Genomic DNA, 23,042 nt, shown 5'->3' with positions numbered 1-23,042 from the left:
AGCCCTTCTTTGGCGCCGGATTGCAACATCCGAGCAATGGGCGCGGCGTAAACCGCTTGGCGTGAAGTTTGCTACGTCAAGCAATGATTCTGAAAACCGCGCCCCAAGAACGGAGTATCCAGTGACCATCCATGTCGCCCTCAATCACCTGACCTCCTACAAGTACGACCGGCCGATCAATGTCGGCCCGCAAGTCGTCCGTCTGCGGCCCGCTCCCCACAGCCGCACGCGCATCCTGTCCTACTCCCTGAAGGTGCTGCCCAAGCCCCATTTCATCAACTGGCAGCAGGACCCGCAGTCCAACTACCTGGCGCGCCTGGTCTTCCCGGAGAAGGTCACCGAGTTCAGCGTGGAGGTGGATCTGGTTGCCGAGATGTCGGTGATCAACCCGTTCGACTTCTTCCTGGAGCCGGAGGCCGAGAACTTCCCGTTCGAATACGCCGGCGCCCTCAGCCACGAGCTGGCCCCGTACCGTCTGAAGGACGAGGCCACGCCGGAGTTCAAGAAGTACCTGGACGGCATCTCCCGCGACAAGACCCGGGTGGTGGACTTTCTGGTCAAGCTCAACGCCGACCTGCAGCAGCACATCGGCTACGTGATCCGCATGGAACCGGGCGTGCAGACGCCGGAAGAGACGCTGACCAAGCGTACCGGCTCGTGCCGCGATTCGGCCTGGCTGCTGGTCCAGCTGCTGCGCCACCTGGGCCTGGCGGCGCGCTTCGTGTCCGGCTACCTGATCCAGCTGAAGGCCGACGTGAAATCCCTCGACGGCCCGTCCGGCACCGAGGTGGACTTCACCGACCTGCACGCGTGGACCGAGGTCTACCTGCCCGGCGCCGGCTGGGTCGGCCTCGATCCGACCTCGGGCCTGTTCGCCGGCGAAGGCCACATCCCGCTGGCCGCCTCTCCCGACCCGTCGTCGGCAGCGCCGATCTCCGGCCTCATCGACGAGTGCGAGTGCGAGTTCGAGCACCTCATGAAGGTCACCCGCGTGAAGGAAGCGCCGCGGGTCACCAAGCCCTACACCGAGGAGCAGTGGGCCGAGATCGAGGCCCTCGGCCATCGCATCGACGCCGACCTCGACGCCAACGACATGCGCCTGACGATGGGCGGCGAGCCGACCTTCGTGTCCATTGACGATCCGGACGGTGCCGAGTGGAACACCGAGGCGATGGGCCCGACCAAGCGCATCCGCGCCGAAGATCTCTACCATCGCCTGCGCGAGAAGTACGGCCCCAATGGCCTGGCCCACTTCGGCCAGGGCAAGTGGTATCCGGGCGAGCAGCTGCCGCGCTGGTCGCTGACCTGCTTCTGGCGCAAGGACGGCGAGCCGATCTGGACCAACCCGGACCTGATCGCCGACGCCTCCGCCCCGGGCGAAGTGGATGCTGCCCAGGCCAATGCCTTCCTCGCCGGCATCGCCGAACGGCTGGCGCTGGACCCGCGGCGGGTCTTCCCGGCCTACGAGGACGCCTTCTACTACCTTTGGCGGGAACGCCGTCTGCCGGGCAACGTGGATCCCTTCGACGCGCGCCTCGACGACCCGCTGGAGCGCGACCGCATCCGCCGCGTCTATGAACATGGCCTGCCCAACCCGGTCGGCTACGTGCTGCCGGTCAGCCTCAACAGCTACACCGGCGACTGGCAGACCGGCCCGTGGTTCCTGCGCGATGAACGCTGCTACCTGATCCCCGGCGACTCGCCGCTGGGCTACCGCTTGCCGCTGGATTCCCAGCCGTGGGTGGCGAAGGGCGACTACCCCTACGTCAATCCGCCCGACCACCACCAGGTTTTCCCGCCGCTGCCCGAGTACGCCGCGATCCGCCGCCAGCTGCCGGGCGGCCAGACCGCCGTGCTCAACGCGCTGAAGGACGGCGAGGCCGGCTTCGGCTCGTCCGCCGCCGCGCGTGCCGCCGCTGCGCTGAAGGCCGCCCGCGACGCCGAGAAGCTGAGCCCCACCGACCGCCAGCCGGAGCCCTTCAAGTCCGCCGACTGGATCGTCCGCACCGCCATGTGCGCCGAGCCGCGAAACGGCACGATGCACATCTTCATGCCGCCGCTGGCCAGCCTCGAGAAGTACCTGGAACTGGTCGCCGCCATCGAGGCGACCGCCGAGGCCCTCGGCACGCCGGTGGTCATCGAGGGCTACGAGCCGCCATCCGACCCGCGCCTGACCCACTTCCGCATCACCCCCGACCCCGGCGTGATCGAGGTGAACATCCACCCGTCGCGCAACTGGGAAGAGCTGGTGGACCGCACCACCCACCTCTACGAGGCGGCTCACTACTCGCGCCTGACCACCGAGAAGTTCATGGTGGACGGTCGCCATACCGGCACCGGCGGCGGCAACCACTTCGTGCTCGGCGGCGCCACTCCGGCTGATTCGCCCTTCCTGCGCCGGCCGGACCTGCTGCGCAGCCTGATTTCCTACTGGCACAACCATCCGAGCCTGTCCTACCTGTTCTCCGGCCTGTTCATCGGCCCGACCAGTCAGGCGCCGCGCATCGACGAGGCGCGCAACGACTCGGTGTACGAAATCGAGACGGCCTTCCGCCAGTTCCCGAAGGTCGGCGAGGAGGTGCCGCCGTGGCTGATCGACCGCCTGCTGCGCAACCTGCTCATCGACGTGACCGGCAACACCCACCGTTCCGAGTTCTGCATCGACAAGCTGTACTCGCCGGACGGCCCCACTGGCCGCCTCGGCCTGCTCGAACTGCGCGCCTTCGAGATGCCGCCCCACGCGCGCATGTCGCTGGCCCAGCAACTGCTGCTGCGCGGCCTGCTGGCACGCTTCTGGGACAAGCCCTATGCGCCGGAGCGCCTGGTGCGCTGGGGTACCGAGCTGCATGACCGCTTCCTGCTGCCGCACTTCGTTGAGCAGGACTTCAACGACGTGATCGAGGACATGCAGGGTCACGGCCTCGATTTCAAGCCGGAGTGGTTCGCGCCGCACATGGAGTTCCGCTTCCCGAAGATCGGCGACTTCGCGGTGCGCGGCATCGACGTGGAGCTGCGCGGTGCCCTCGAGCCCTGGCACGTCATGGGCGAAGAAGGGGCGATCGGCGGCACCGTGCGTTTCGTCGATTCGTCGGTCGAGCGCCTGCAGGTGAAGGTTTCCGGCATGTCCGACGACCGCTTCCTGCTGGCGGTCAATGGCCGCACGATCCCGCTGCAGCCCACCGGCACCGTCGGCGAGCACGTCGCCGGTGTGCGCTACCGGGCCTGGCAGCCGCCGTCCTGCCTGCATCCGACCATTCCGTCCCACGCGCCGCTGGTCTTCGACCTGGTCGATACCTGGACCGGCCGCTCCCTTGGTGGTTGCCAGTACCATGTGTCGCACCCGGGTGGTCGCAGCTTCGAGACCTTCCCGATCAACGCCTTCGAGGCCGAGAGCCGCCGCCTGGCGCGCTTCTTCCGCATGGGCCACACGCCGGGCGAACCGGCGGTGCAGGTCTCGCCGGTGGAGAAGGAGTTCCCGTTCACGCTGGATCTGCGGCGCTGACGGCAATGCCGGCCTCCCCGGGGGCCGGCCTTGGCTGGGGGCTCCTCCCTCCCGGGAAGCCCCTGCGCTTAACCAAAATCAACAACTTCCGTGCCGTCTGCGGCACGGTCGTGCGTGCGGTGTGTGCTAGTTTCGCAAGATGCCCAGCTCCATCCTTGCCCATTACCCCTATCGACCCGACAGCTACGACGAGCTGTTCGGTGAGGAAGGGGTGCGCCCGCACTGGCAGGAATTCCTCGATCACATCGACGAATCCAGCGCCGATACCCTGAAGGTGCGTGCCGCCCAGCTTTCCCGTGGCATCCAGCAGAACGGTGTCACCTACAACGTGTATGCGGACCCCCGTGGTGCCGACCGCCCGTGGTCGGTGGACCTGCTGCCACTGATCTTGCCCGCCGACGAATGGCGCGGCATCTCGGCGGCGATCACGCAGCGGGCGCGCCTGCTCAATGCGCTGCTCAGTGATCTCTACGGTGCCCAGACGACCCTCTCCGAAGGCCTGCTGCCGCCTGAACTGGTGTATGGCCACAAGGGCTTCCTGTGGCCGTGCTCCGGCCTCAAGCCGCCTGGCGGCGCCTACCTGCACCTGTACGCCGCCGACCTGGCCCGCTCGCCGGACGGCCGCTGGTGGGTCATCGCCGACCGTACCCAGAGCCCGTCGGGCGCCGGTTACGCGCTGGAGAACCGCCAGCTGGTGTCGCGGGCCTTCCCCGACCTGTTCCGCGACCTGCAGGTACGCAGCCTGTCGGGCTTCTTCCGCGGCCTGCAGCGCAGCCTGGCCAGCCAGGCGCCGACCGACGGCGAGCCGCCGCTGACGGTGCTGCTGACGCCCGGCCCTTTCAACGAAACCTATTTCGAGCACGTCTATCTGGCCCGCAACATGGGCTTCCCGCTGGTCGAGGGGCAGGACCTGACGGTGCGCAACGACACGGTCTTCCTCAAGACGGTGTCCGGCCTCAAGCGCGTGCACGCGATCCTGCGCCGCCTTGATGACGACTTCTGCGACCCGGTCGAGCTGCGCGCTGACTCCGCCCTCGGTGTGCCGGGCCTGCTCGGCGCGGTGCGTGCCGGCAAGGTGCTGGTGGCCAATGCATTGGGCAGTGGCTTGCTCGAATCGGCCGCGCTGCCGGGTTTCCTGCCCGGCATCTGCCGCCACCTGCTCGGCGAGGAGCTGGCGATGCCGTCGGTGGCCACCTGGTGGTGCGGCGAGGAGCCGGCCCGCAAGGAGGTGCTGGAGAACCTGCGCAGCCTGGTCATCAAGCCCACCTTCCCGGGTGGTTCCAGCGAGGTGATTTTCGGCGACCAGCTCGGCGAGGACCAGTTCGACGAGGTGGCCCGGCGCATCGAGGCCGAGCCGTCGGCCTTCGTCGCCCAGGAGCTGGTCAAGCTGTCCCGCGCGCCGGCCTGGGGCGGCGGCCAGCGCCGCAAGCTGCTGACCCGCTCGATGGGCCTGCGGGTCTACGCGGCGATCACGCCGGAAGGCTACAACGTGCTGCCCGGCGGGCTGGCACGGGTCGCCGGGGTGGACAACACGCGCATCCTGACCATGCAGAAGGGCGGCAGCAGCAAGGACACCTGGGTGCTGTCCGACGGCCCGGTGGCCAGCTTCAGCCTGCTCAACAACAACATCCGCGTCAGTGACCTGATCGAGGAAACCGGCACCCTGTCGTCGCGCCTGGCCGAGAACCTGTTCTGGTTCGGGCGCTACGGCGAGCGCTGCGACTCCGTTGCCCGGCTGGCCCGGCTGGCCTTGTCGCGGCTGTCGGAGGGGCGGCGCTCGGAGCGTGCCGGTGCCCTGACGATCATGCTCGAACTGGCGGCGGGCGCGGGCTTGGTGGAGTCCCGGGTGGGGAACCTGCCGATCGCCAAGGCCGAGCTGGACCTGTTCCGCGCGGTGCTCGACCGTCGGTCCGACAGCGGCCTGGCGGCCAACCTGCAGCGCCTGACCTGGTGCGCCACTCAGGCCCGCGAGCACCTGTCCCTCGACCACTGGCACGCCCTCAAGCGCCTGTCCGCCGAGCTGGAGGAGGCCCGCGCGACCGTCACCGACGTATCGGCGCTGCTCGAATTCCTCGACGGTGCGCTGACCACCTTTGTGTCCCTGTCCGGATTCGCGATGGACAACATGACCCGCGACACCGGCTGGCGCCTGCACATCGTCGGCCGCCGCGTCGAGCGCCTGGACAACCTGGCGCGCACGCTGGCGCGCTTCCTGCGCAGCTACGGCGACATCAACGGCGCGTTGCAGCGTGAGCTGGCGGTGGAGGCGCTGCTCGAGTTGTGCGACTCGATCATCACCTACCGTACCCGCTACCGCGCCCAGCCCGAGTTACTGCCGGCGCTGCACATGCTGACCACCGACGACGCCAACCCCCATGCGCTGGCCTTCCAGGTGCGGATGGTCAGCAATTACCTGGCCCGCTTCGAGGCCGACGAGAAAGTGGATCTCGGCGTGGCCGAGCTGGAAGCGAGCTTCGCCGCGATCCGCAGCTTCCCGTGGGGACGCCTCGAGGCGGTCTGCCCGGCCCTCGAGCGGGTGGATGCGAGCCAGCAGCTCGCGGCACTCTTCGATCGCCTGGGCGCTGCCGGCCGTACGCTGTCGGATCGCCTGGCGATGCGCTTCTTCAGCCACGTTGGCCAGACTGGCCAGGCCACCTTTGCCGCCTGAAGGCTCCATGACCCGGTCCGCCGCCTACACCATCCTCCACGAAACCGAATACGCCCCCTGCGGCGTGCCGGTGTCCCTGGCCCAGCACCTGCTGCACCTGATTCCCCGCGAACTGCCGTGGCAGAGCCGGGAGTCCGGACGCATCGTCATCGAGCCGGATCTGGCCCACCTCAGCGAGGGCGAGGACGCCTTCGGCAACCCGGTGGCCTGGCTGTCCCTCGACACGCCCCACGACGGCCTGCTGGTGCGCGCCGAAAGCCACGTCACGGTGAGCAGCCGGGTGCTGCCCGACTCCGATGAATCGCCGCCGTGGGAAAGCGTGCGCGACAGCCTGCGCTATCACCCGGAGCCGCGCTGCGCGGATTCCCTCGATGCGCTGCGCTACCTGTACGCCTCGCCGCGGGTGCCCTGCAGCGCTGCGCTGGCGGCCTTCGCCCGCGAAGCCTTCCGGCCCGGCGAGCCGCTGCTGGCCGGCGCTCAGGCGCTGATGGAGGTGATCTTCAAGACCTTCACCTTCGACGCCAAGGCCACCGAGGTGAACACCCCGGTCCACGAGGTGCTCCAGCGCAAGCGCGGCGTGTGCCAGGACTTCGCCCATCTGATGATCGCCGCGCTGCGCTCGGTTGGCCTGCCGGCCCGCTACATGTCCGGCTACCTGCTCACCGACCCGCCGCCGGGCAAGCCGCGGCTGGTCGGTGCCGATGCCTCCCACGCCTGGGTGGCGGTGTGGTGCCCGACGAACGGCTGGGTCGAGTATGACCCGACCAACGGCATCCAGCCCGACCTGCGCCACGTGACCCTCGGCTGGGGGCGTGATTTCCAGGATGTGTCGCCATTGCGTGGGGTGATCCTCGGTGGCCTGGCCCAGGCGCCGGAAGTGCGCGTCACCGTGATGCCGGACGCCGAGCGGGCCGAGCCTGCCTGATCGCGGTGGTGGTCGAGTACTGAGGCAGTGCATCGGTGGCGGTGGCCGATGCAGTCAGACTGGGCGAATGAATTTGTCCTCACGGCATCCGGAATCGCCATGGTCATGCCGGGAGCGGCGGCTTCCGCTACGATATGACAGACACCGAGCCAGATGAGACCTCCTGTCGTGGATGCCCAGAATCCGGACCCCGCCGAGCCCCTGCAACGCCTGCTGGTGGTTGATGACGACCCCAGCATGGTGCGCCTGCTGAGCCGCCTGCTGGTAGGCATGGCGCGCATCCACTTCGCCACCAGCGGCGAGGATGCGCTGCTGCAGATCCGCCAGAACCCGCCGGACCTGGTGCTGCTCGATGCCGAGATGCCCGGCCTGGGCGGCTACGAGACCTGCCGCCAGCTCAAGGCCGACCCGGCGCTGGCCCATGTGCCGGTGATCTTCGTCACGGCCCACACCGACACCGCCTCGGAAACCCATGCCCTGACGATCGGCGCAGTGGATTTCATTCCCAAGCCGCTCAACCCGCCGGTTGTCCAGGCGCGGGTTCGCACCCACCTGGCCCTCAAGCGCCAGAGCGACGAACTGCGCCGCCTGACCGCCACCGATGCGCTGACCGGCATCGCCAACCGGCGCGCCTTCGACGAAGGCCTGCAGCTGGAATGGCGGCGCGCCATGCGCAGCCGCGCACCCTTGTCGCTGCTGATGGTGGACGTGGATTACTTCAAGCGCTTCAACGACACCTACGGCCATCCGGCCGGCGATGCCTGCCTGCGCACGGTGGCCCGCGTGCTGGTGCAGACCGCCCGGCGGGCCGGCGACCTGGTGGCGCGCTACGGCGGCGAGGAGTTCGCGTTATTGCTGCCGGCTACCGCCGCCTTCGATGCCTTCCACCTCGGCGAGAGCCTGTGCCAGGGCGTTGCGGCGCTGGGGGTTCCCCATGCCGCGTCATCGGCCGCGGCGCATGTCAGCATCAGTGTCGGGGTCGCCACGCTGGCGCTGCCCTGTGAAGGCGTCGAGCCGCCCCGCGGGGCCTGCCATGACTGCGACCAGGCGCCGCGTTGCCTGGCGGGTCCGGAGGCCTTGCTGGCCCTTGCCGACGAGGCGCTGTATGCGGCCAAGGCCATGGGCCGCGCGCGCGTGGTGGACCGGATCGGCATCGTTGCACCGGGCCACGATGCCGACCACCTGTTCGAGCCGCGTGACGGCGGAGCGCCATGCTGAGATCATGGACGGCGTGATCGTCGGCTCGTCGCGCCTTTCCTTTCCGGAGCACCATGCCCGCCTGGCTCTATTCCTTCCGTGCCCGTCTGACCCTGCTGTTCGGCGGTTTGTCCCTGGCCGTTGCGCTGGGGCACAACCTCTATCTCGAGCAGCTCACCACCGCGGCCCTGACCCGCGAGCGGGGCGCTGCGCTGCGCGACCTGGCCCACGCGATCGCCGTCCAGCTGGATAGCAACGTGCAGGAGCGGGCGCGGGAGATCACCCTGCTGGCCCAGTCGCCGGCGCTGACCCGCGGCAGCCTCGGGGCGACCGAATTGCGCGGCGTGCTGGAGCGCATGAAGCACTCCCATCCCCAGTACGCCTGGATCGGGGTTGCCGGATCTGACGGCCTGGTCCTCAATTCTGCCGACGGTGTGCTGGTCGGCGCTAAGGTGCAGGAACGTCCGTGGTTCATCGAGGGCCAGAAGCGTCCCTACATCGGCGATGTCCACGAAGCCGTGCTGCTGGCCAAGCACTTGCCTCGGCCGAGTTCCGGCGAGCCCTTGCGCTTCGTCGACTTCGCGTCGCCGATTTATGACGAGCAGGGCGGTTGGCGCGGCATCCTGGCCAGCCACTCCCACTGGAGCTGGGTCGAGCACATCATTGCGACGGCCCTGCCGGCGGAGGCGCTCGGCGACCAGGTCGAGGTGTATGTTCTCAACCGCAGCAATGCGGTGCTCTACCCGTACAAGGCCGTCGGTAGCGGTGAAGTGCCGCTGGAGTTGCCGCGGGATGTGGGCTACGCGCAGGTGGCGTGGGGCCAGGAAGGGCAGTTCTTCACCGCGGCGGCGCGGCTGCCGAGTTCCGCAGCGGCGGCCCTCGGCTGGCGGATCGTGGTGCGAATGCCGGTGGACAAGGCCTTCGCGCCAATTGCCGCCCTGCGCCAGACCCAGCTGCTGCTGGCCGTACTGACCACGCTGATTCTCGGGGCCGTTGCCTTCCTGTTCGCCCGCCGTCTCAGCAAGCCCCTCGAACAACTGGCGGAAGCCGCCCACCGGGTGCAGCAGGGCGCCGAAGAGCGGCTGCCCGAGGTCCGCTCGCGTACTACCGAAGTCCGGGATCTTGCCGCCGCGCTGCAGGCCATGACCCACAGTCTGCTGGCCCGGCGGGAAGCCCTCCGCGAGGCGGCGGCGGGGCTGGAGACGCGGGTTGCCGAACGGACCGGGGAGCTGGAGGCGGCGCGTAACCGCTTCCGCAGCTTCATCCGACATGCCCCGATTGCCATCGGCGTGATCGAGGACGAGCGGATCACCATGCGCAACGAGCAGTTCGTGCGCTTGTTCGGTTATACCGAGAGCCAGCTGCGCAGCCTCGACGACTGGTGGCGCCACGCGGTGCCCGCCCCCGATTACCAGGCCTGGGCCAAGGCGAAGTGGGCGGCCGCCGTGCAGCAGGGCCTGGTGGAGCAGTGCGCTACCACGTCGCTGGAGATCCGCGTGCGTTGCCAGGACGGCAGCGAGCGCGACGTGGAGATGTCGGGCGTGTCGCTGGACGGGGTCTTTTTGGCGACCTTCTTCGACGTGACCGACCTGAAGCGCATCCAGCAGGATCTGGAAGCGGCGAATGGCGAACTGCGCGTGCGCAGCCTCGAGACGGAAAACGCCAACCGCAACCTGGAGCGGCAGACCAGCCTGCTGCGCGGGGTGATCGAGAGCATCCCCTTCGGCCTCGTCGTCTATGACGAGCAGCGCAACCTGGTGCTGCACAACCGCCTCTTCATGGTGCTGCTCGACTACCCGCCGGAACTGTGCGGGCGCGCTGGCGTGCGTTTCGACGATTTCGTGCGCTTCAACGTGGCCCGCGGCGACCACGGCGACGCGAGCGCAGAACAGGTCCTGGCGGGCTTCGTGAAGGCCATGGAGGACGCCAAGCCGGTGGCCTTCGAGCGCACCCAGTTCAATGGCGTGACGCTGAAGATCCAGGGCACGCCGCTGCCCGACGGGTGGACGCTGCTGACCTACACCGACATCAGCAGCCACCGGGAAGCCGAACGGGTGTTGCAGGAGGCGCGCCACCAGGCCGAGAGCGCCAACCAGGCGAAGAGCGATTTCCTCGCCAACATGAGCCACGAGATCCGCACCCCGCTCAACGCCATCGTCGGTACCGTGCAGGTGCTGGCGCGCGGCCGCCTCGACGCCGAGCAACGCCACCTGGTGCATACCGTGCAGACCGCCAGCCGCGGCTTAGTGGCGGTCATCAACGACATCCTCGACTTCTCCAAGATCGAGGCCGGCCACTTCGAGTTGGCGCCGGAACCCTTCGTGCTGGCCAACGTGATGAGCCACCTGGTGGACGTGCTGACCGCTTCGGCCGCCGCCAAGCGGCTGAGCCTGCGCCTCGAGCCGCTGCCGGCCGATGTGCACGCGCTGGTCGGAGATGCCCAGCGCCTGGCGCAGATACTGCACAACCTGGCCGGCAACGCGATCAAGTTCACCCCCGCCGGCGAGGTGGCGCTGGCGGTGCAGGTCGTAGGTGGGGATGCTGACGCGGTCCGCCTGCGCTTCTCGGTGCGGGATACCGGCATCGGCATCGCCCCCGACAAGATCACTCGCCTGTTCGATGCCTTCGTGCAGGCCGATGCGTCCACCAGCCGCCGCTTTGGAGGTACCGGCCTGGGCCTGGCGATCTGCCGCCAGCTGGTCGGCCTGATGGGGGGCGAAATCGGCGTGAACAGCAAGCTTGGCGAGGGCAGCGAATTCTGGTTCGAGCTTTCCTTCGAGCGGGCCGACATGGCGGAGGTGCTGGAAGTCCACGCCGCCGGGGGCGGGGACCGTGCCCGCCTGGTCGGTATCCGCGTGCTGGTGGTCGACGACAGCGCCGTCAATCAGGACGTGGCCCGCCGGCTGCTGGAGTTCGAAGGGGCAACGGTGGAGCTGATGGACAACGGCGAAGCCGCCGTCGCGTCGCTACGCCTCGAGCCTGGGGCCTTCGACCTGGTTCTGATGGACGTGCAGATGCCGGTCATGGACGGCCTGGAGGCCACCCGGCGGATCCGCGGTGAGCTGGGGCTCGTTGAGCTGCCGATCATCGCCCTCACTGCCGGCGTGTTGCCCAGCCAGCGTGAACGGGCTTTCGCGGCCGGGATGTCGGGCTTCCTGACCAAGCCCTTCGAGCTGGATACGATGGTTGCGACGATTCTGCGCCATGTCGGTGACAAGGCACGCCGCGCCCGGTTGCTGCCTACGCCCAGTGTCCTGCCGGCGAGCGGCGAAGCCTTCCCGGCCATCCCGGGAATTGACGCCGAGGAAGCCAGGGAGCGCTTTCTGGATGATCGCACCCTGTTCCTGCGGGCCCTGCGCGGCCTGCGCGACGAGTTCTCAGAAGTGGCCGCCCAGATGCGCGCCGATCTGGCCGGCGAGGGCAGGGAGGCGGCGGCCCAGCGGGCCCACAAGCTGAAGGGTCTGGCCGGCAATGTTGCTGCCGGCGAAGTGTTCGGACTCGCCGGCCGCCTGGAAGCCGCGTTTGCCGGCGCATCCGATACCGACCCGGCGCCGTTGCTCGATGCGCTGGAGACGGTGATGGCAAGGTTGCGGGCTGACCTGGCGCCCTTGCTGGATGCCCCGGCGCAGGCTGCCGACGAGGCGGAGAAGCCTCCCGCCGAGCTTGATCGCGCCGCGCTGGAGGCCCTGCTTGCCGCACTGGCGGAGCAGGACGTGGACGCCCTGCGGATCTTCGAGGGCCTCCGTGCCGGCCTGGCCGCCCGCTTCGGGGCCGACGAGGCCGACGCGCTCGGGCAGCTCATCGACACCCTGCATTTTGCCGCTGCAGAGGCGCGGCTACGGGGTCGTTACGCGGAGTTGTGAAAACGCGGGGCGGGCCGTAGTGGCGCCCACCCCGGCGTGGTCAGGGCACCAGTATCAGGTTCTTGACCGTGGTGCTGCCTGGTGCGCCAAGGATGACCCCCGGTGCGGTGCTCTGACCGGTGTAGCCGTTGGCCGTTGCGGTCACGTTGTAGGCGCCGGGCGCCACCGCATCCGTCGTGAAGCTCAGCGCGTTGCCGCCTGCATAGGTGGCTTTCAGCGGAGCTGCCAGCGGCAGGGTCAGGTTGTAGCCGGCGGACAGCGGATCGACCGCGGTCCACGCCACATCGAGGATCTGGCCGGAGGTGAGTGCCTGCCGCACTGATACCTGTGCGTCGGTGAGCGCGACGGCGCTGGCGTTGGTGACCATGCCGGCCAGGCCGGCGCTATTCGACGCGGGTGGATTGATCGGCGCTGTGAGCGGATTGACCGGCGTGGTGCCGGTGGCGAGGGACACGGGTACGCCGGTGACCGCCGCGGTGGTCAGGTTCTGGCCGCTCAGTACGACGGTGTAGTTGCCGCCTTCGGGCAGGTAGGCCAGCGTGAATTTGCCGGTCGTCGCATCCGGTACGGTGGCCCGCAGGTTGTTGTCCGGGTCGCGGGTGGAGACCACCATGCCCGGTGCGAGGTCCGGATTCACATAGCCGACGATGGCTGTCGTCAGGCGCTTTATGACTGCCACCACTGGCTTCAGGTTGTACTGGCCGGAATTGCCGGCTTTCACGACCGATTTGCAGGCGTCGAAGTCGAGCACCATGTCGGCGAGTTGGTTGCCAGTCACGTCGAACTTGGCCTGCAGCTTGAAGCCACTCTGCTGGCCGCTGGGTGTAGTCAGCGCGATCTCGTTGTTCGATCCAGCCGGAACAATGGCGTTGGCCAGTGGATTGGCGGGCGTCGGGTTGGCCGGGTTGTCGGCTAGCAGCAGGCGCACCTGCTGGTAGGTTCCGGCGGGCAGGGGCAGGGAACCCAGTTCCTGCAGCACCCCATTGGTCAGCCCGAGCAGGTCGATGCGCTGGGGCGGAATGTTGAGCTCGCTCCAGCCCGCGTCATCGGCGCCAGCGGCGGCGCTCTGGTGGACGCGAATCTTGGTGACGGTCACATAGACGTGCTGGTAGCCGCAGGACGGTGCGTCGGTCATCGCCAGTCGCAGCGTGCCGGTGTCCGTGCTCGAACCGCCACCTCCACCGCCACATGCGGCAAGCCCCGAGGCGATGAGCCCCAGTCCGAACCATTTGACAGCCTTGCGCCCGGTAAAGGCGTGTGGATGCTGCGACATGATGTCCCCTTTCAGATACGTTGTTTTTCGATTCTAGTGAGGGGTTCCGTTAGAGGAAGTAAGTGTCGGTAAGCAAATGTGCAGGGGTTAGCAGGGGGCTGCGTTATCCGTTGTCTGCTGCCACTCGGTGAACCATGCAGTCAGCGCTCGACTTTCACCGAGCTTGGCGAGGCGCTGGTCGATGGCATCGTGGTTGCCCCACACCACATCGTCGAGCCGGCCTTCGGCCACGTGGGCTTCGATGTCATGGCAGTACAGGCCCTTGTCCCGCTGCGCGTAGAAGCCGTAGCTGCGGCAGGCTACCGGGCGATGGACGTAGACGAGGCAGGCGTCGGTCGCGGGGTCGAGAAGCGGGCAGGTGACGGGGCGCGCCGGAGAGGTGCCGAGGGTGGCCATCGCAGCGGTGATGTCTTGCAGGCGCTGGGGCGACAGCGCGGCGAGGCCTTCCTGCAGCAGGGTCCATTCGGCAGCGGTGAGTTGCGGCACGTCGGCGAGGCGTCGGCAGCAGGTCGCGCAACCTTTGGCACATAGCCAGTCCGGGTGAACGGCACGGATGTCGGCGACGCGGAAGTCGATGTCGGAATGGAGCTGGACAAGTCCAGGGCGATCGGCGGGCATGGGCGAGGCGGGTGTCGACGGCGGGACGTTATTCTTGCACAGGCCCTGACGCGGCTAACGATGAGGCCGCAATCTCCGGTTGGTGGCGATTCATTCGTCCGCTGCCGCGCGGGATCCCCCATTGCCGCCTAGCAGCCCAGCTCCCGGTAACGCTTGCGCAGTGCGAAGAGACGTTGCTGAACGGCGGCAAGTTCGGCTCCGCTGACTTGCAGTTCCTGGCGTTCGAGAGGTGGTATGTGGGTGTCGAGACGCCGGCATTCCTGCTGGGCGTCAGGGTTGAGCTTGGAGCGGCGTTCGAAGGTAGCGTATTGCCTGCGATCCATGCCGCTGAGCGGCTTGAGGGCGTCGGACAGTTGCTCCTTGAACTGTTCGCGCTGGACGTCGTGTCCGATTCGTTCCTTGCCGGACAGCTTGCTCACGCCTCGGGTCGGCTCCACGTCGATGCGCTGGGCGCCGAGGCAGGGTGAGTCGGAATAGACCGTCTTGCTGCCCTCGTCGCACTTGAAGATCGTGCGGGATGGTGGCGGCAGCGGCGGAGGCGACATCTGGGAGGCGGCGCTCAGGCTGATGAGGCTGAGCAGCAGGGTGAGGGTGGCACGCGACACAGGAGGGGATTCCGTGGGTTCGAAGGGGGCAGTTTATGAGGCTGCCCTCGCATCGCCCACGGATTAGTCCACTTGCGACCCCGGCAAAAGCGCATTGAGTTCAGACGTCGACCACGCCGCTCCGCCGGGCTTACGGCAGCGCCGCGATGAAGTCCGCCACCAGGGTGACGATGGTCTCCGGCTTTTCCCGGTGCGGCATGTGGAAGGTGTCCGGGATGATCTCGACCTGGGCAGGGCCGCTGCTCAGTTCGCCGATCAGTTCGGGGTGGCGGGTCGAGCCGTACTCGTCGTGGAGGCCGTGGATGGCCAGCAGCGGACAGTTCACCTTCGGCAGCACAGGGTGCAGGGACCAGTCGGAGAAAGCGGGGGCGAGCCAGGTCTCGGTCCAGGCGTCGAGCACCCAGCGGGCCTTGTCCCCGTGGTATTTACGCAGGCGATCCACCTGCTTGTCGTCCTTGAACTGTTCCTTGGCGGTGAGGATGCCTTCGACCGTGCGGTCTTCCAGGAAGGCCTGGGCGGCGATGGTGATGACGGCCTTGCAGTCATCGGGGAACTGGGCCGCGCAATTGACGGCCATGCCGCCGCCGACGCTGTGCCCAAGGATGATGAAGCCCGTGAAGCCGTAGTGGCGGCGCACGGCGGCGAAGTAGCTGCGCGCTTCGTCGGCGATGAAGTCGAGGTTCAGCGTGTCGTTCCGCGGGTCGGAGCGGCCGAAGCCCAGGCGGTCGTAGGCGATCACGCGGCGGCCGGTGGCGGCGCAGAGTTCAGCCGGGAAGTCGCGCCACAGTTCGACGCAACCGAGGGAGTCGTGTAACAGGACGATGGGGTCGGCCGGCAGTGCGCCGGTTTCCGTGTCAGCTGGCGTCCAGACGCGGGTGAACAGGCGGCCGCGGGGATGGTCGACCCAGATGTCCTGGACCATACTGGAGGAGGCGTCGAGTTCGGGCATGGGTGCTGCTCCTTTGGCGTATTGGGGCGGGCCGCTCCGGGCGCCGGATCCGCATTGCCTGAAGATCCGGAATGCCGTGCTGTGAGCGTCGCGTCTTTGTCTTTGTATAACGTTGACGTTAACGTAAGAATACGGAATCGGTAAATCCCCCTAGGGATAACCCTAGCGGCTGCGCAAAGGAATGCGAGGCACCCCGCTGGCCGGGCGGATTGCGCATAATCTTTCCATCCCGTGCCGAGTTGCCAGGTCTCGTCTGCCATGTCGCCTCTTCGTGCGCTGCCCGCCGCTCCCAGCTTGCCATGGGGCGATATTCTCGCCGGCTTGTCGGTGGCGGGTGTGTTGTTGCCGGAATCGGTGGCCTATGCGGCCATTGCCGGCGTCTCGCCGTCCCATGCGCTGCTGGCCGCGCTGCTCGGCCTGATCGTCTATCCGCTGTTCGGCACCAGCCGTTTCGCGATCGTCGCGCCGACCTCGTCCGCCGCGGCGATCTTCGCCACCGCGGTGGCGGTGGGTGGGCCGGAGATGGGCTACGCGCTGGTGCTGCTGACCGGTGGGCTGTTCGTGATGGCGGGCCTGCTGCATACCGGTTCCATTGGCGCCTTCATCTCGCGGCCGGTGCTGCGCGGCTTCGCGTGGGGGCTGGCGGTGACCATCGTGCTCAAGCAACTGCCGCATCTGGCCGGGGTGCAGGTGCCGGGACGAGATGCGTGGCAACTGGTGGCGGGGCTGCTCGATGTGGCGGACGCGATCCACTGGCCCAGCGTCGGGCTAGGGGCTTTCGCGCTCTTGCTGTGGCTGGCTGTGCATCACGGCTTGAGGCGAGTGGTCTTCCTGCCCCAGTCGCTGGTGGTGCTGGCGCTGGGCATCGCGGCGTCAGCAAGCTTCGACCTGGGCGGGCGTGGTATTGCCCTGGTGGGGCATATCGAGTGGCGCAGCTTGGCCCTGGAGATGCCGTCCCTGAGTGCCGAGCGCTGGCTGCGAATGGCGGAATGGGCGCCGGCGTTGCTGCTGATCCTGTTCGCCGAGTCCTGGGGCTCCGTGCGTTCGTTGGCTTTGCAGAAAGGCGACACGCTGAATGCCGACCGGGAGCTGTTGGCTATCGGCGCCAGCAACCTGCTGAGCGGCATCCTGCAGGGCTTGCCGGTGGGCGCGGGTTTCTCGGCGGCAGCCGCCAATTATTCGGCGGGGGCGCGTAGCAAGGCGGCCGGGCTGGCGGCTGCGCTGACCCTCGGTTTGTTGCTGTGGCACGCCCGCGATGCGTTGGGCCTGCTGCCGCTGCCGGTGCTGGCGGCGGTGATGATCGGCATCCTGTCCCACAATCTGTGGCCGAAAGCGGTGATCACCGGCTTGCGGCTGGGCGGCGATGCCTGGTTGGCGGTGATGGCGGCGGTGGCGGTGCTGGCGTTTGGAGTGTTGTTCGGCATGTTGCTGGCTGTCGGCTCGTCCCTGTTGCTGGCGATTCATCGCTTCGCGCAGCCGGTGGTGGTGGAGCTGGGGCAGTTGCCAGGCACCCGTGATTATCAGGACTGTCAGCGCCATGCTGAGGCGCTCCGCATGCCGGGCTTGCTTATCCTGCGGGTGGATGAACCGTTGTTCTTCGCCAACGCCGAGCAGGCTTTCCAGTCGGTGCGTTCGATGGCCCTTGAGCGGCGGCCGGGCGTGGTGGTGTTGAGCCTGGAGATGTGCGATGACCTGGACGTGACGGCCAGCGAAGCGCTCGCCGAGTTGGCCGCCAACCTGCGTAGCGCCGGCATTGAACTGGCTCTCGCCCGCGTAAAGGACCGCATCCGCGACGCGTTGGCCCGCGCAGGCCTGATTGGTGAAACCGACCACGCCATCGCCGCCTATTGGAGCGTGGATGACGCCGTACAGGCTACGCAGTCGCGGCTGGGCGTTTGAAGACCGGAAATGACAAAGGCCACCCGAAGGTGGCCTTTACCGGCAATACTGTGGTGGGTTGTGAGTGACTCGAACACTCGACCTACGGATTAAGAGTCCGCTGCTCTACCAACTGAGCTAACAACCCACTTCTTCAAACTGGAGCGGCAGAAGAGTCTCGAACTCTCGACCTCAACCTTGGCAAGGTTGCGCTCTACCAACTGAGCTACTGCCGCATTGAATTCTGGCTCCTCGACCTGGGCTCGAACCAGGGACCTACGGATTAACAGTCCGGCGCTCTACCGACTGAGCTATCGAGGAATAGTTTTTTCGCTTTCGGATCAACCGTTCAGCGAGTTGATAATTCTAACACCCATTTGATGCTTTTGTGAACATGCGGAGTTGTCCGACCCTCCTGGCGCCGTGTAAACCGGGGCGCTTCGCTCTGTTCTACACCGTCTCCATGCGGCGGAATACCAGAGGCCGCCCGTTGTGGCTGCGTTTCACGAGCCAGGTGGCAAGGGCGGAATCCATGTAATCCGCATGCCCTGGAAACCAGTCCACAAGTGCCTGGGCATAGGCGCGGGCGACATCGTATCGGCCCTGCGCCACAACCTCCCGTACGTCATAGGCGGAGCTCAGCACCTTTTCATGTTCCTCGATATGGCACTCGCCGCCGCCAGGAAAGTCCGGAGCGTTCAGCCAGCCGTTTTCCTGGGTGAAATGGGCTTCGGCGTGCTGAATGAAGGCTTCCAGGGCCGCCGGGATGTCGGCATCACTGGCTTCTTGCAGTGCGTGCACGCATTCGACGAATTCCCGATGGGTGTCGTCGATGGCTTTGTGTCCCAGCAGGTAGCGATCGCTCCAGGTGAATTCCGGAATCGTGGTCATCAGCGTGTCTCCTTGTTGCTGTTCGATATCTCTTGTGGTTGGGGCGGGCACGACTCAGCCGATGGCTGAAGCCAGGGCGGGCAGGCCGATTGCATGGTACTCACGTCCGAAATAGGTCAGTCCTGCGGCGGAATTCCCTATTTTGACTGCCTGGACTTCGCAGATAAACAGATCGTGGGAGCCCAAGGACTGTTGCTGCGTGATTCGGCAGTCAAAGCTGACCAGAGCCCCGCTCAGGGCCGGACTGCCGGTCAGAAGGTGTTCATGGGCGACCTGGGTCAGGCGTTCCGGCATCGTCACATTGCGGTCGGCAAAGAGTCGGGCCACTTCCTGCTGTTCGGCTGCCAGTACATTGACGCAAAGCACGCCGTTGCCGCTGAAAATGGCATGAGCGTAGGACGAGCGGTTGATGCAGGTGAGCAGGGTGGGGGGCTGATCGGTCACGCTGCAGACTGCCGTGGCGGTCATGCCGGCAAAGCCCTTTGGGCCATCGGTGGTGATGACATTGACGGCGCCGGTCAGGCGGGCCATGCCATCGCGAAAAAGGTCGATGCTGACCATGGAGGTTTCCTTTTCTGAGCGTACTCGGACAGAGGCTGCCAAGCGCGGCAGCGCCGTCCTGACAGGGCGGAGCCGGGTTGGCTCCACCCTTGTTACGGTCGTTCTGTTGCGGGTTGCATCACCACTTGAAAGCCATGGCGGCGCCGACCCAGTGCTGGGACATATCGACATTTACCCCGTTGCTCGGCCCGCTGCCGCGGACTTCGGAGCCGAAGGCCCGGGCATACATGACGGATACCTCCGTGTCCTTGCTGAGGGCATACGTGCCGCCCAGGGTGAAGTGATCCTGGGGCGTGACGGGGGCCAGATAGTCGAGGGTGGCGCTTTCCCGGCTGACGATCTGCTGGCCATGGCTGACCCCGGTGCGCAAGGTCAGGGCAGGCGTGGCTTGCCAGGATACACCGGCGCGGGTCACCGTCTGGCTGCGCCAGCCGAAGCCGGGCTCGCTGGCGGTCAGCGCGTTGGCCAGGGAGTCCAGGTCGCCCCAATTCACGCGCATCACGTCGGCTGCCACCACGATGCTCGCTGTCGGGCGCCAGGCCACACCGATCCCGTAACGTTCCGGAATATCGAACTCACCGTGACGGGCCAGCAGGTTGCTGTACTTTTTGAGTTTGCCCATGCTGATGCGGGACGAGTACATCGCGCCCAAGGTGATCTGCTCGCTCACCTGGCCAGACCAGCCCAGCTTGAAGCCGACCCCGGTAGAGGAGTCGGCCCCCGGACTTTCCACACCGAGGGCATCGGGCACACCGTCAACCTTGAAGCGCTGATAGGCAAAATCCGCCGAGACGCCGAGTGCATAGCCCGGCGCAAGCTGAATGGCATAGGTCGGTGACGCGATGATCTGGGTCAGCTTGGCACTGTCCTTGTCACGGCCACCCAGCAGTGGCGTGTCATACACGGTACTCACGCCGTTGCCATAGACCGAGATCCCGATGGATCGGTGGTCGTCGATGACCCGGTTATAGCCCAGTTCAGGCACGGGGATGGCTTTGACGCCGTCCCCGTTGAACTCGGTGCCGCCAAAGCTGGACTTGGGGTCCACGATCACCACGGACAGTCCCAGATCGAGGCGATTACCCACAAATGCCATGCCGGCCGGGTTGTTGGCGGCGGCGAGGGCATCCTGGGGCAGGGCAATGGATGCGCCGCCCATGCCCATGGCCTTGATGCCATAGCCGTGGGGCATTGGGCCGTTGGTCGCATGGGCGGACGAAAAGAGGGCGAGGGCCGCGACTGCGGTGCCCACGCGTACGCAAGCAGGACAGGAAAGGCGTCGGGTTGGGGGGTAGGTCATGTTGGGCTCCGGAATGCGTTTGTTCTTGCCAGTGTGTTGGCCGCCGGCGGTTGGAGGCTGGCCGGCGATGGTCGGAGTTCAGGCGGCCAGTGCCATTTCTTCGATGAGTCGACCGGTTGCTTCCGGGTCGTAGAACCAGGTGGACAGGCTCTTGGGATCGTTAAAGGCGTCGGCGAATTTATGGGCCAGTGCGCTGTTCTGGCAGCAGGTGCCCAGGAACTGCATGACATGGGGCGGAGGCGGAACGAGCATGCTGTTGGTGAAGCGCGCGGACCATTGAGCGTAGTCCCAGTACTGTTCTGCGAGGGCTTCCATCCAGGCGCGGTCGAAGCCGGCCTGGCCGCGGTTCACAATGGCCTCGAGATACATGCTGGCGCCCTTGGAGGCGTTGTTCGAACCCTGGCCGGTCATCGGGTCATTCAGCACCAGTACGTCGCCGAGGCCGAGCACTGTCCGGCCGGAGGGCAGTACGCCGATCGCGTTGCGCACGGTGGGCGTCACGCGGCCAAACAGGATGCCGTTGTCGTCGGTCAGGCGGATGTCCTTGAAGCGCGGAGCTTCCCACGGGAAGAATTCGGCAATCAGGGCCTTGGTCATGGCGAGGTGGTCGGCCGGGGTTTTCACGGCATCCCAACGGTCCATCGGGCCGCCGATCACGCATTCGATGTTGATGATGTCGCAGGGGCCGGTGTGGGTCAGGGCGGGGAAATGCACCAGTTCGCCGACGCCGGGGTTGATGTTGATGTTCAGGGCCGTGAAGTCTTCCCGCGGCACCATGCCATGGACGTAGGTGAGGGCGATGGCGCGCTGCGGGCGGTCGAAGGTGCATCGGGCGCTGTCCCGCTCGAAGAGCTTGCCCAGTTCGCCCTTGCCGGTCGCCACGAGCACCAGGTCCGAGGTGTCCACCAGACGTTCCAGCTCGGCCATGTCCACGTCGCCGATCACCAGGTCGCCACCGAGGCGTTCGAATTCGTCCATCCAGCGCGGCATCTTGAGCCGTTGGTCCACCGACTGGCCACTGGCCGACATGCGTGAGCGGAAATCCAGCATGGGGCCGGTTTCCGCATTGCCGGCGCGGATGTGGGCGCCTTCGATCGGCGGGCATTCCGCGTCCCAGAAGGCAATTCCCAATTCCCTTTCGTGGCTCAGCGCCATGTCGTACATGGACTGACTGGAAAGAACCTTGCCCTTCGCAATTTCCTCGCCAGTGCGGTTGGATATGATCTTTACCGTATACCCTTTATTAAGGAGTCCAATACCCAGCTGAAGCCCAGCCTGGCCTGCTCCGACAATAGTGATATTGCGCATGTTCGCTTGCTCCGATTCTGAAGTCTGTTGGGGCCTATTCGTCTAGGCGATGTCAATTTCGGGCAAGTACAATCTATTGGCTATGCGCTTATTGCAGGATGTGTGCAGTGAGTGCAATTTGCACTTATTTGTCGGAATTGAGACAAAAAGAAATATTCACTCATGGAACGCGCTTGAGGGTGTCGCTGGGCGACTCTCCGTAGCGCTTCCGGTATTCGGCGGCAAAACGGCCCAGTTCGAAAAAGCCCCAGCGCGTGGCCACGCTGGTCACGTTCCGGAGCCTGCTGGTATCCAGCAATTCCTGGCGGACCTTTTCCATACGCAAGTCCCTGAGGTAGCGCATGGGGCTGACGCCGCGAAACTTCCGGAAACTGTTGTACAGCGTGCGCAGGCTGATTCCCGTCAATTCGGCCAGCTGTTCGTTGGTAATGGCGGAGTCCAGGTGGGCGCGCATGTAGTCTTCCGCGACCTTGAGATGCCGGGGAAGGACTTCGGGCTCTGGTTTTCCTAAACTCTCGCTGAGGCTGTTGCCCTGCCAGACCAGCAGGCCCGACATGATCAGCTGCTCGAATTGCGCGCGCATCAACGGGTGCGCCACCAGTTCGGGGTTCTGCTGCAGGCTGCGGAGAAGTTGGCGGATGGTCGTTTCCCAGGCCTGTCCGCCGCCGCTTCGGGTATCCAGGTCCGTGTCGAATTGCAGCGCCTGGCGTAATGGCCGGCCAAGGAGGTTGGACGCATGGCGTTCCATGGCTTCACGCTCAATCCGGACGACCAGCTTCGAACAGTTTGAGCTCCAGTTCATGGAAAAGGACTGTCCCGGACAGTGGATTGTTCCACTTCCGGGCTGGCTTAATCGGGCTTGATCGCCGGACTCTATTCTGTCTTCGCCACGCAATGGCAATTGCACGAGAAAGAAGCCGTCGAGTTCCTGGGGCGCCACATGGACATTCGCGCCGTAACTCATGATGCTGAAACTCATTGCCGGCGTCCGCAAATAGCGGTGCTGATAGTTCAATTGCCCACGCCGATCCACCAGGGAAAGGCGGTGGTCACAGAATATCCCCGAGACCAATACCCGGGCCTCATCGAGATCCCTTGATTGCAGGAGCTCCAGAGCTGTCAGGCGATTGTTCTGCATTGCACACCCCGAGCAAAATGACAGCGACCCACTTTATCTTTCAGGCTGCCGGCTTGTCTTCAATGTCTCAGCTTAAATCGTCGGCAGCGGTGAAAGGAACTGATCAAATCGGATTGGCTGCAATAATCCCCCGCTCGCGGGCCATCGTGATGGCCGTATCTTCGATCATGTCCTCCTGCCCGCCGACCATGCCGCGACGGCCCAGTTCGACGAGGATGTCGCGCGCCGGCACGCCGTACTTCTTGGACGCGCGCTTGGCGAACAGGAGGAAGGAGCCATACACGCCGGCGTAGCCAAGGGTCAGCGCATCCCGGTCGATGCGGATCGGGAAGTCCATGATCGGCACCACCAGGTCTTCGGCGACGT

The 23,042-nt window shown here is 66.2% G+C and carries 15 protein-coding genes, 3 tRNA genes and 1 pseudogene; 6 read left to right on the top strand and 13 right to left on the bottom strand.

Going from position 1 to position 23,042, the window contains the following annotated elements; genetic code table 11:
* Window positions 1-121: 121 nt before the first annotated feature.
* The 5 genes from ACE3RX_RS03415 to ACE3RX_RS03395 all read left to right on the top strand — a co-directional run bounded on the left by ACE3RX_RS03415 (window position 122) and on the right by ACE3RX_RS03395 (window position 12,155).
* Window positions 122-3,502, top strand: coding sequence for a DUF2126 domain-containing protein (locus tag ACE3RX_RS03415; protein ID WP_374480330.1), 3,381 nt, complete (start codon window positions 122-124; stop codon window positions 3,500-3,502).
* A 139-nt stretch (window positions 3,503-3,641) separates the two neighbouring features.
* Window positions 3,642-6,170 carry a circularly permuted type 2 ATP-grasp protein gene (locus ACE3RX_RS03410; RefSeq protein ID WP_374480328.1) on the top strand — a complete coding sequence of 843 codons (2,529 nt, stop codon included), beginning with the start codon at window positions 3,642-3,644 and terminating at the stop codon, window positions 6,168-6,170.
* 7 nt (window positions 6,171-6,177) lie between these two features.
* Window positions 6,178-7,095, top strand: a complete 918-nt coding sequence (locus ACE3RX_RS03405) for a transglutaminase domain-containing protein (RefSeq protein ID WP_374480326.1) — start codon at window positions 6,178-6,180, stop codon at window positions 7,093-7,095.
* A 153-nt stretch (window positions 7,096-7,248) separates the two neighbouring features.
* Window positions 7,249-8,313, top strand: coding sequence for a diguanylate cyclase (locus ACE3RX_RS03400; protein WP_374480324.1), 1,065 nt, complete (start codon window positions 7,249-7,251; stop codon window positions 8,311-8,313).
* 53 nt (window positions 8,314-8,366) lie between these two features.
* Window positions 8,367-12,155, top strand: a complete 3,789-nt coding sequence (locus tag ACE3RX_RS03395; RefSeq protein WP_374480322.1) for a PAS-domain containing protein — start codon at window positions 8,367-8,369, stop codon at window positions 12,153-12,155.
* Window positions 12,156-12,195: 40 nt separating this feature from the next.
* Here the strand turns inward: ACE3RX_RS03395 and ACE3RX_RS03390 are convergent, their stop codons facing one another.
* The 4 genes from ACE3RX_RS03390 to ACE3RX_RS03375 all read right to left on the bottom strand — a co-directional run bounded on the left by ACE3RX_RS03390 (window position 12,196) and on the right by ACE3RX_RS03375 (window position 15,600).
* A complete protein-coding gene (locus ACE3RX_RS03390; protein ID WP_374480320.1) occupies window positions 12,196-13,428 on the bottom strand; it encodes a DUF4382 domain-containing protein in 1,233 nt (410 codons plus the stop codon).
* A gap of 87 nt (window positions 13,429-13,515) precedes the next feature.
* Entirely contained in the window at window positions 13,516-14,046 is a 531-nt protein-coding gene (locus tag ACE3RX_RS03385) for a YkgJ family cysteine cluster protein (protein ID WP_374480318.1), read from the bottom strand.
* Between the two features lie 128 nt (window positions 14,047-14,174).
* The gene (locus tag ACE3RX_RS03380; RefSeq protein WP_374480316.1) at window positions 14,175-14,651 is read right to left on the bottom strand and encodes a hypothetical protein; all 477 of its coding nucleotides are present in this window, start codon (window positions 14,649-14,651) and stop codon (window positions 14,175-14,177) included.
* Window positions 14,652-14,781: 130 nt separating this feature from the next.
* On the bottom strand, window positions 14,782-15,600 hold the full coding sequence (locus ACE3RX_RS03375) for an alpha/beta fold hydrolase (protein WP_374480314.1): 819 nt from the start codon (window positions 15,598-15,600) through the stop codon (window positions 14,782-14,784).
* Window positions 15,601-15,858: 258 nt separating this feature from the next.
* Here ACE3RX_RS03375 and ACE3RX_RS03370 point away from each other — a divergent pair, with 258 nt between their 5' ends.
* On the top strand, window positions 15,859-17,499 hold the full coding sequence (locus tag ACE3RX_RS03370) for a SulP family inorganic anion transporter (RefSeq protein WP_374480312.1): 1,641 nt from the start codon (window positions 15,859-15,861) through the stop codon (window positions 17,497-17,499).
* Window positions 17,500-17,550: 51 nt separating this feature from the next.
* On the opposite strand, the gene ACE3RX_RS03365 is transcribed toward ACE3RX_RS03370, so the two are convergent.
* From ACE3RX_RS03365 to ACE3RX_RS03325, 9 genes and pseudogenes are all read right to left on the bottom strand, one after another.
* A tRNA-Lys gene (locus tag ACE3RX_RS03365) sits at window positions 17,551-17,626 on the bottom strand.
* Window positions 17,627-17,638: 12 nt separating this feature from the next.
* A tRNA-Gly gene (locus ACE3RX_RS03360) sits at window positions 17,639-17,714 on the bottom strand.
* Between the two features lie 9 nt (window positions 17,715-17,723).
* Window positions 17,724-17,799 (bottom strand) — tRNA-Asn (locus tag ACE3RX_RS03355).
* A 129-nt stretch (window positions 17,800-17,928) separates the two neighbouring features.
* Window positions 17,929-18,369 carry a hemerythrin domain-containing protein gene (locus ACE3RX_RS03350; protein ID WP_374480310.1) on the bottom strand — a complete coding sequence of 147 codons (441 nt, stop codon included), beginning with the start codon at window positions 18,367-18,369 and terminating at the stop codon, window positions 17,929-17,931.
* 54 nt (window positions 18,370-18,423) lie between these two features.
* Complete coding sequence (locus ACE3RX_RS03345) at window positions 18,424-18,930, bottom strand: flavin reductase (RefSeq protein WP_374480308.1); 507 nt, start codon at window positions 18,928-18,930, stop codon at window positions 18,424-18,426.
* Between the two features lie 118 nt (window positions 18,931-19,048).
* A complete protein-coding gene (locus ACE3RX_RS03340; protein WP_374480306.1) occupies window positions 19,049-20,230 on the bottom strand; it encodes an OmpP1/FadL family transporter in 1,182 nt (393 codons plus the stop codon).
* Window positions 20,231-20,308: 78 nt separating this feature from the next.
* On the bottom strand, window positions 20,309-21,538 hold the full coding sequence (locus tag ACE3RX_RS03335) for a styrene monooxygenase/indole monooxygenase family protein (protein ID WP_374480304.1): 1,230 nt from the start codon (window positions 21,536-21,538) through the stop codon (window positions 20,309-20,311).
* Window positions 21,539-21,698: 160 nt separating this feature from the next.
* Window positions 21,699-22,676 carry an AraC family transcriptional regulator gene (locus ACE3RX_RS03330; RefSeq protein WP_374480302.1) on the bottom strand — a complete coding sequence of 326 codons (978 nt, stop codon included), beginning with the start codon at window positions 22,674-22,676 and terminating at the stop codon, window positions 21,699-21,701.
* 103 nt (window positions 22,677-22,779) lie between these two features.
* A pseudogene (locus ACE3RX_RS03325) lies at window positions 22,780-23,042 on the bottom strand (4-hydroxy-2-oxovalerate aldolase); the annotation flags it as partial.

The organism is Zoogloea sp., from assembly GCF_041914405.1.
Taxonomy (GTDB): domain Bacteria; phylum Pseudomonadota; class Gammaproteobacteria; order Burkholderiales; family Rhodocyclaceae; genus Zoogloea.
Note: the sequence above shows the minus strand (reverse complement) of the source record. Positions and strands in the feature narration are given on the sequence as shown.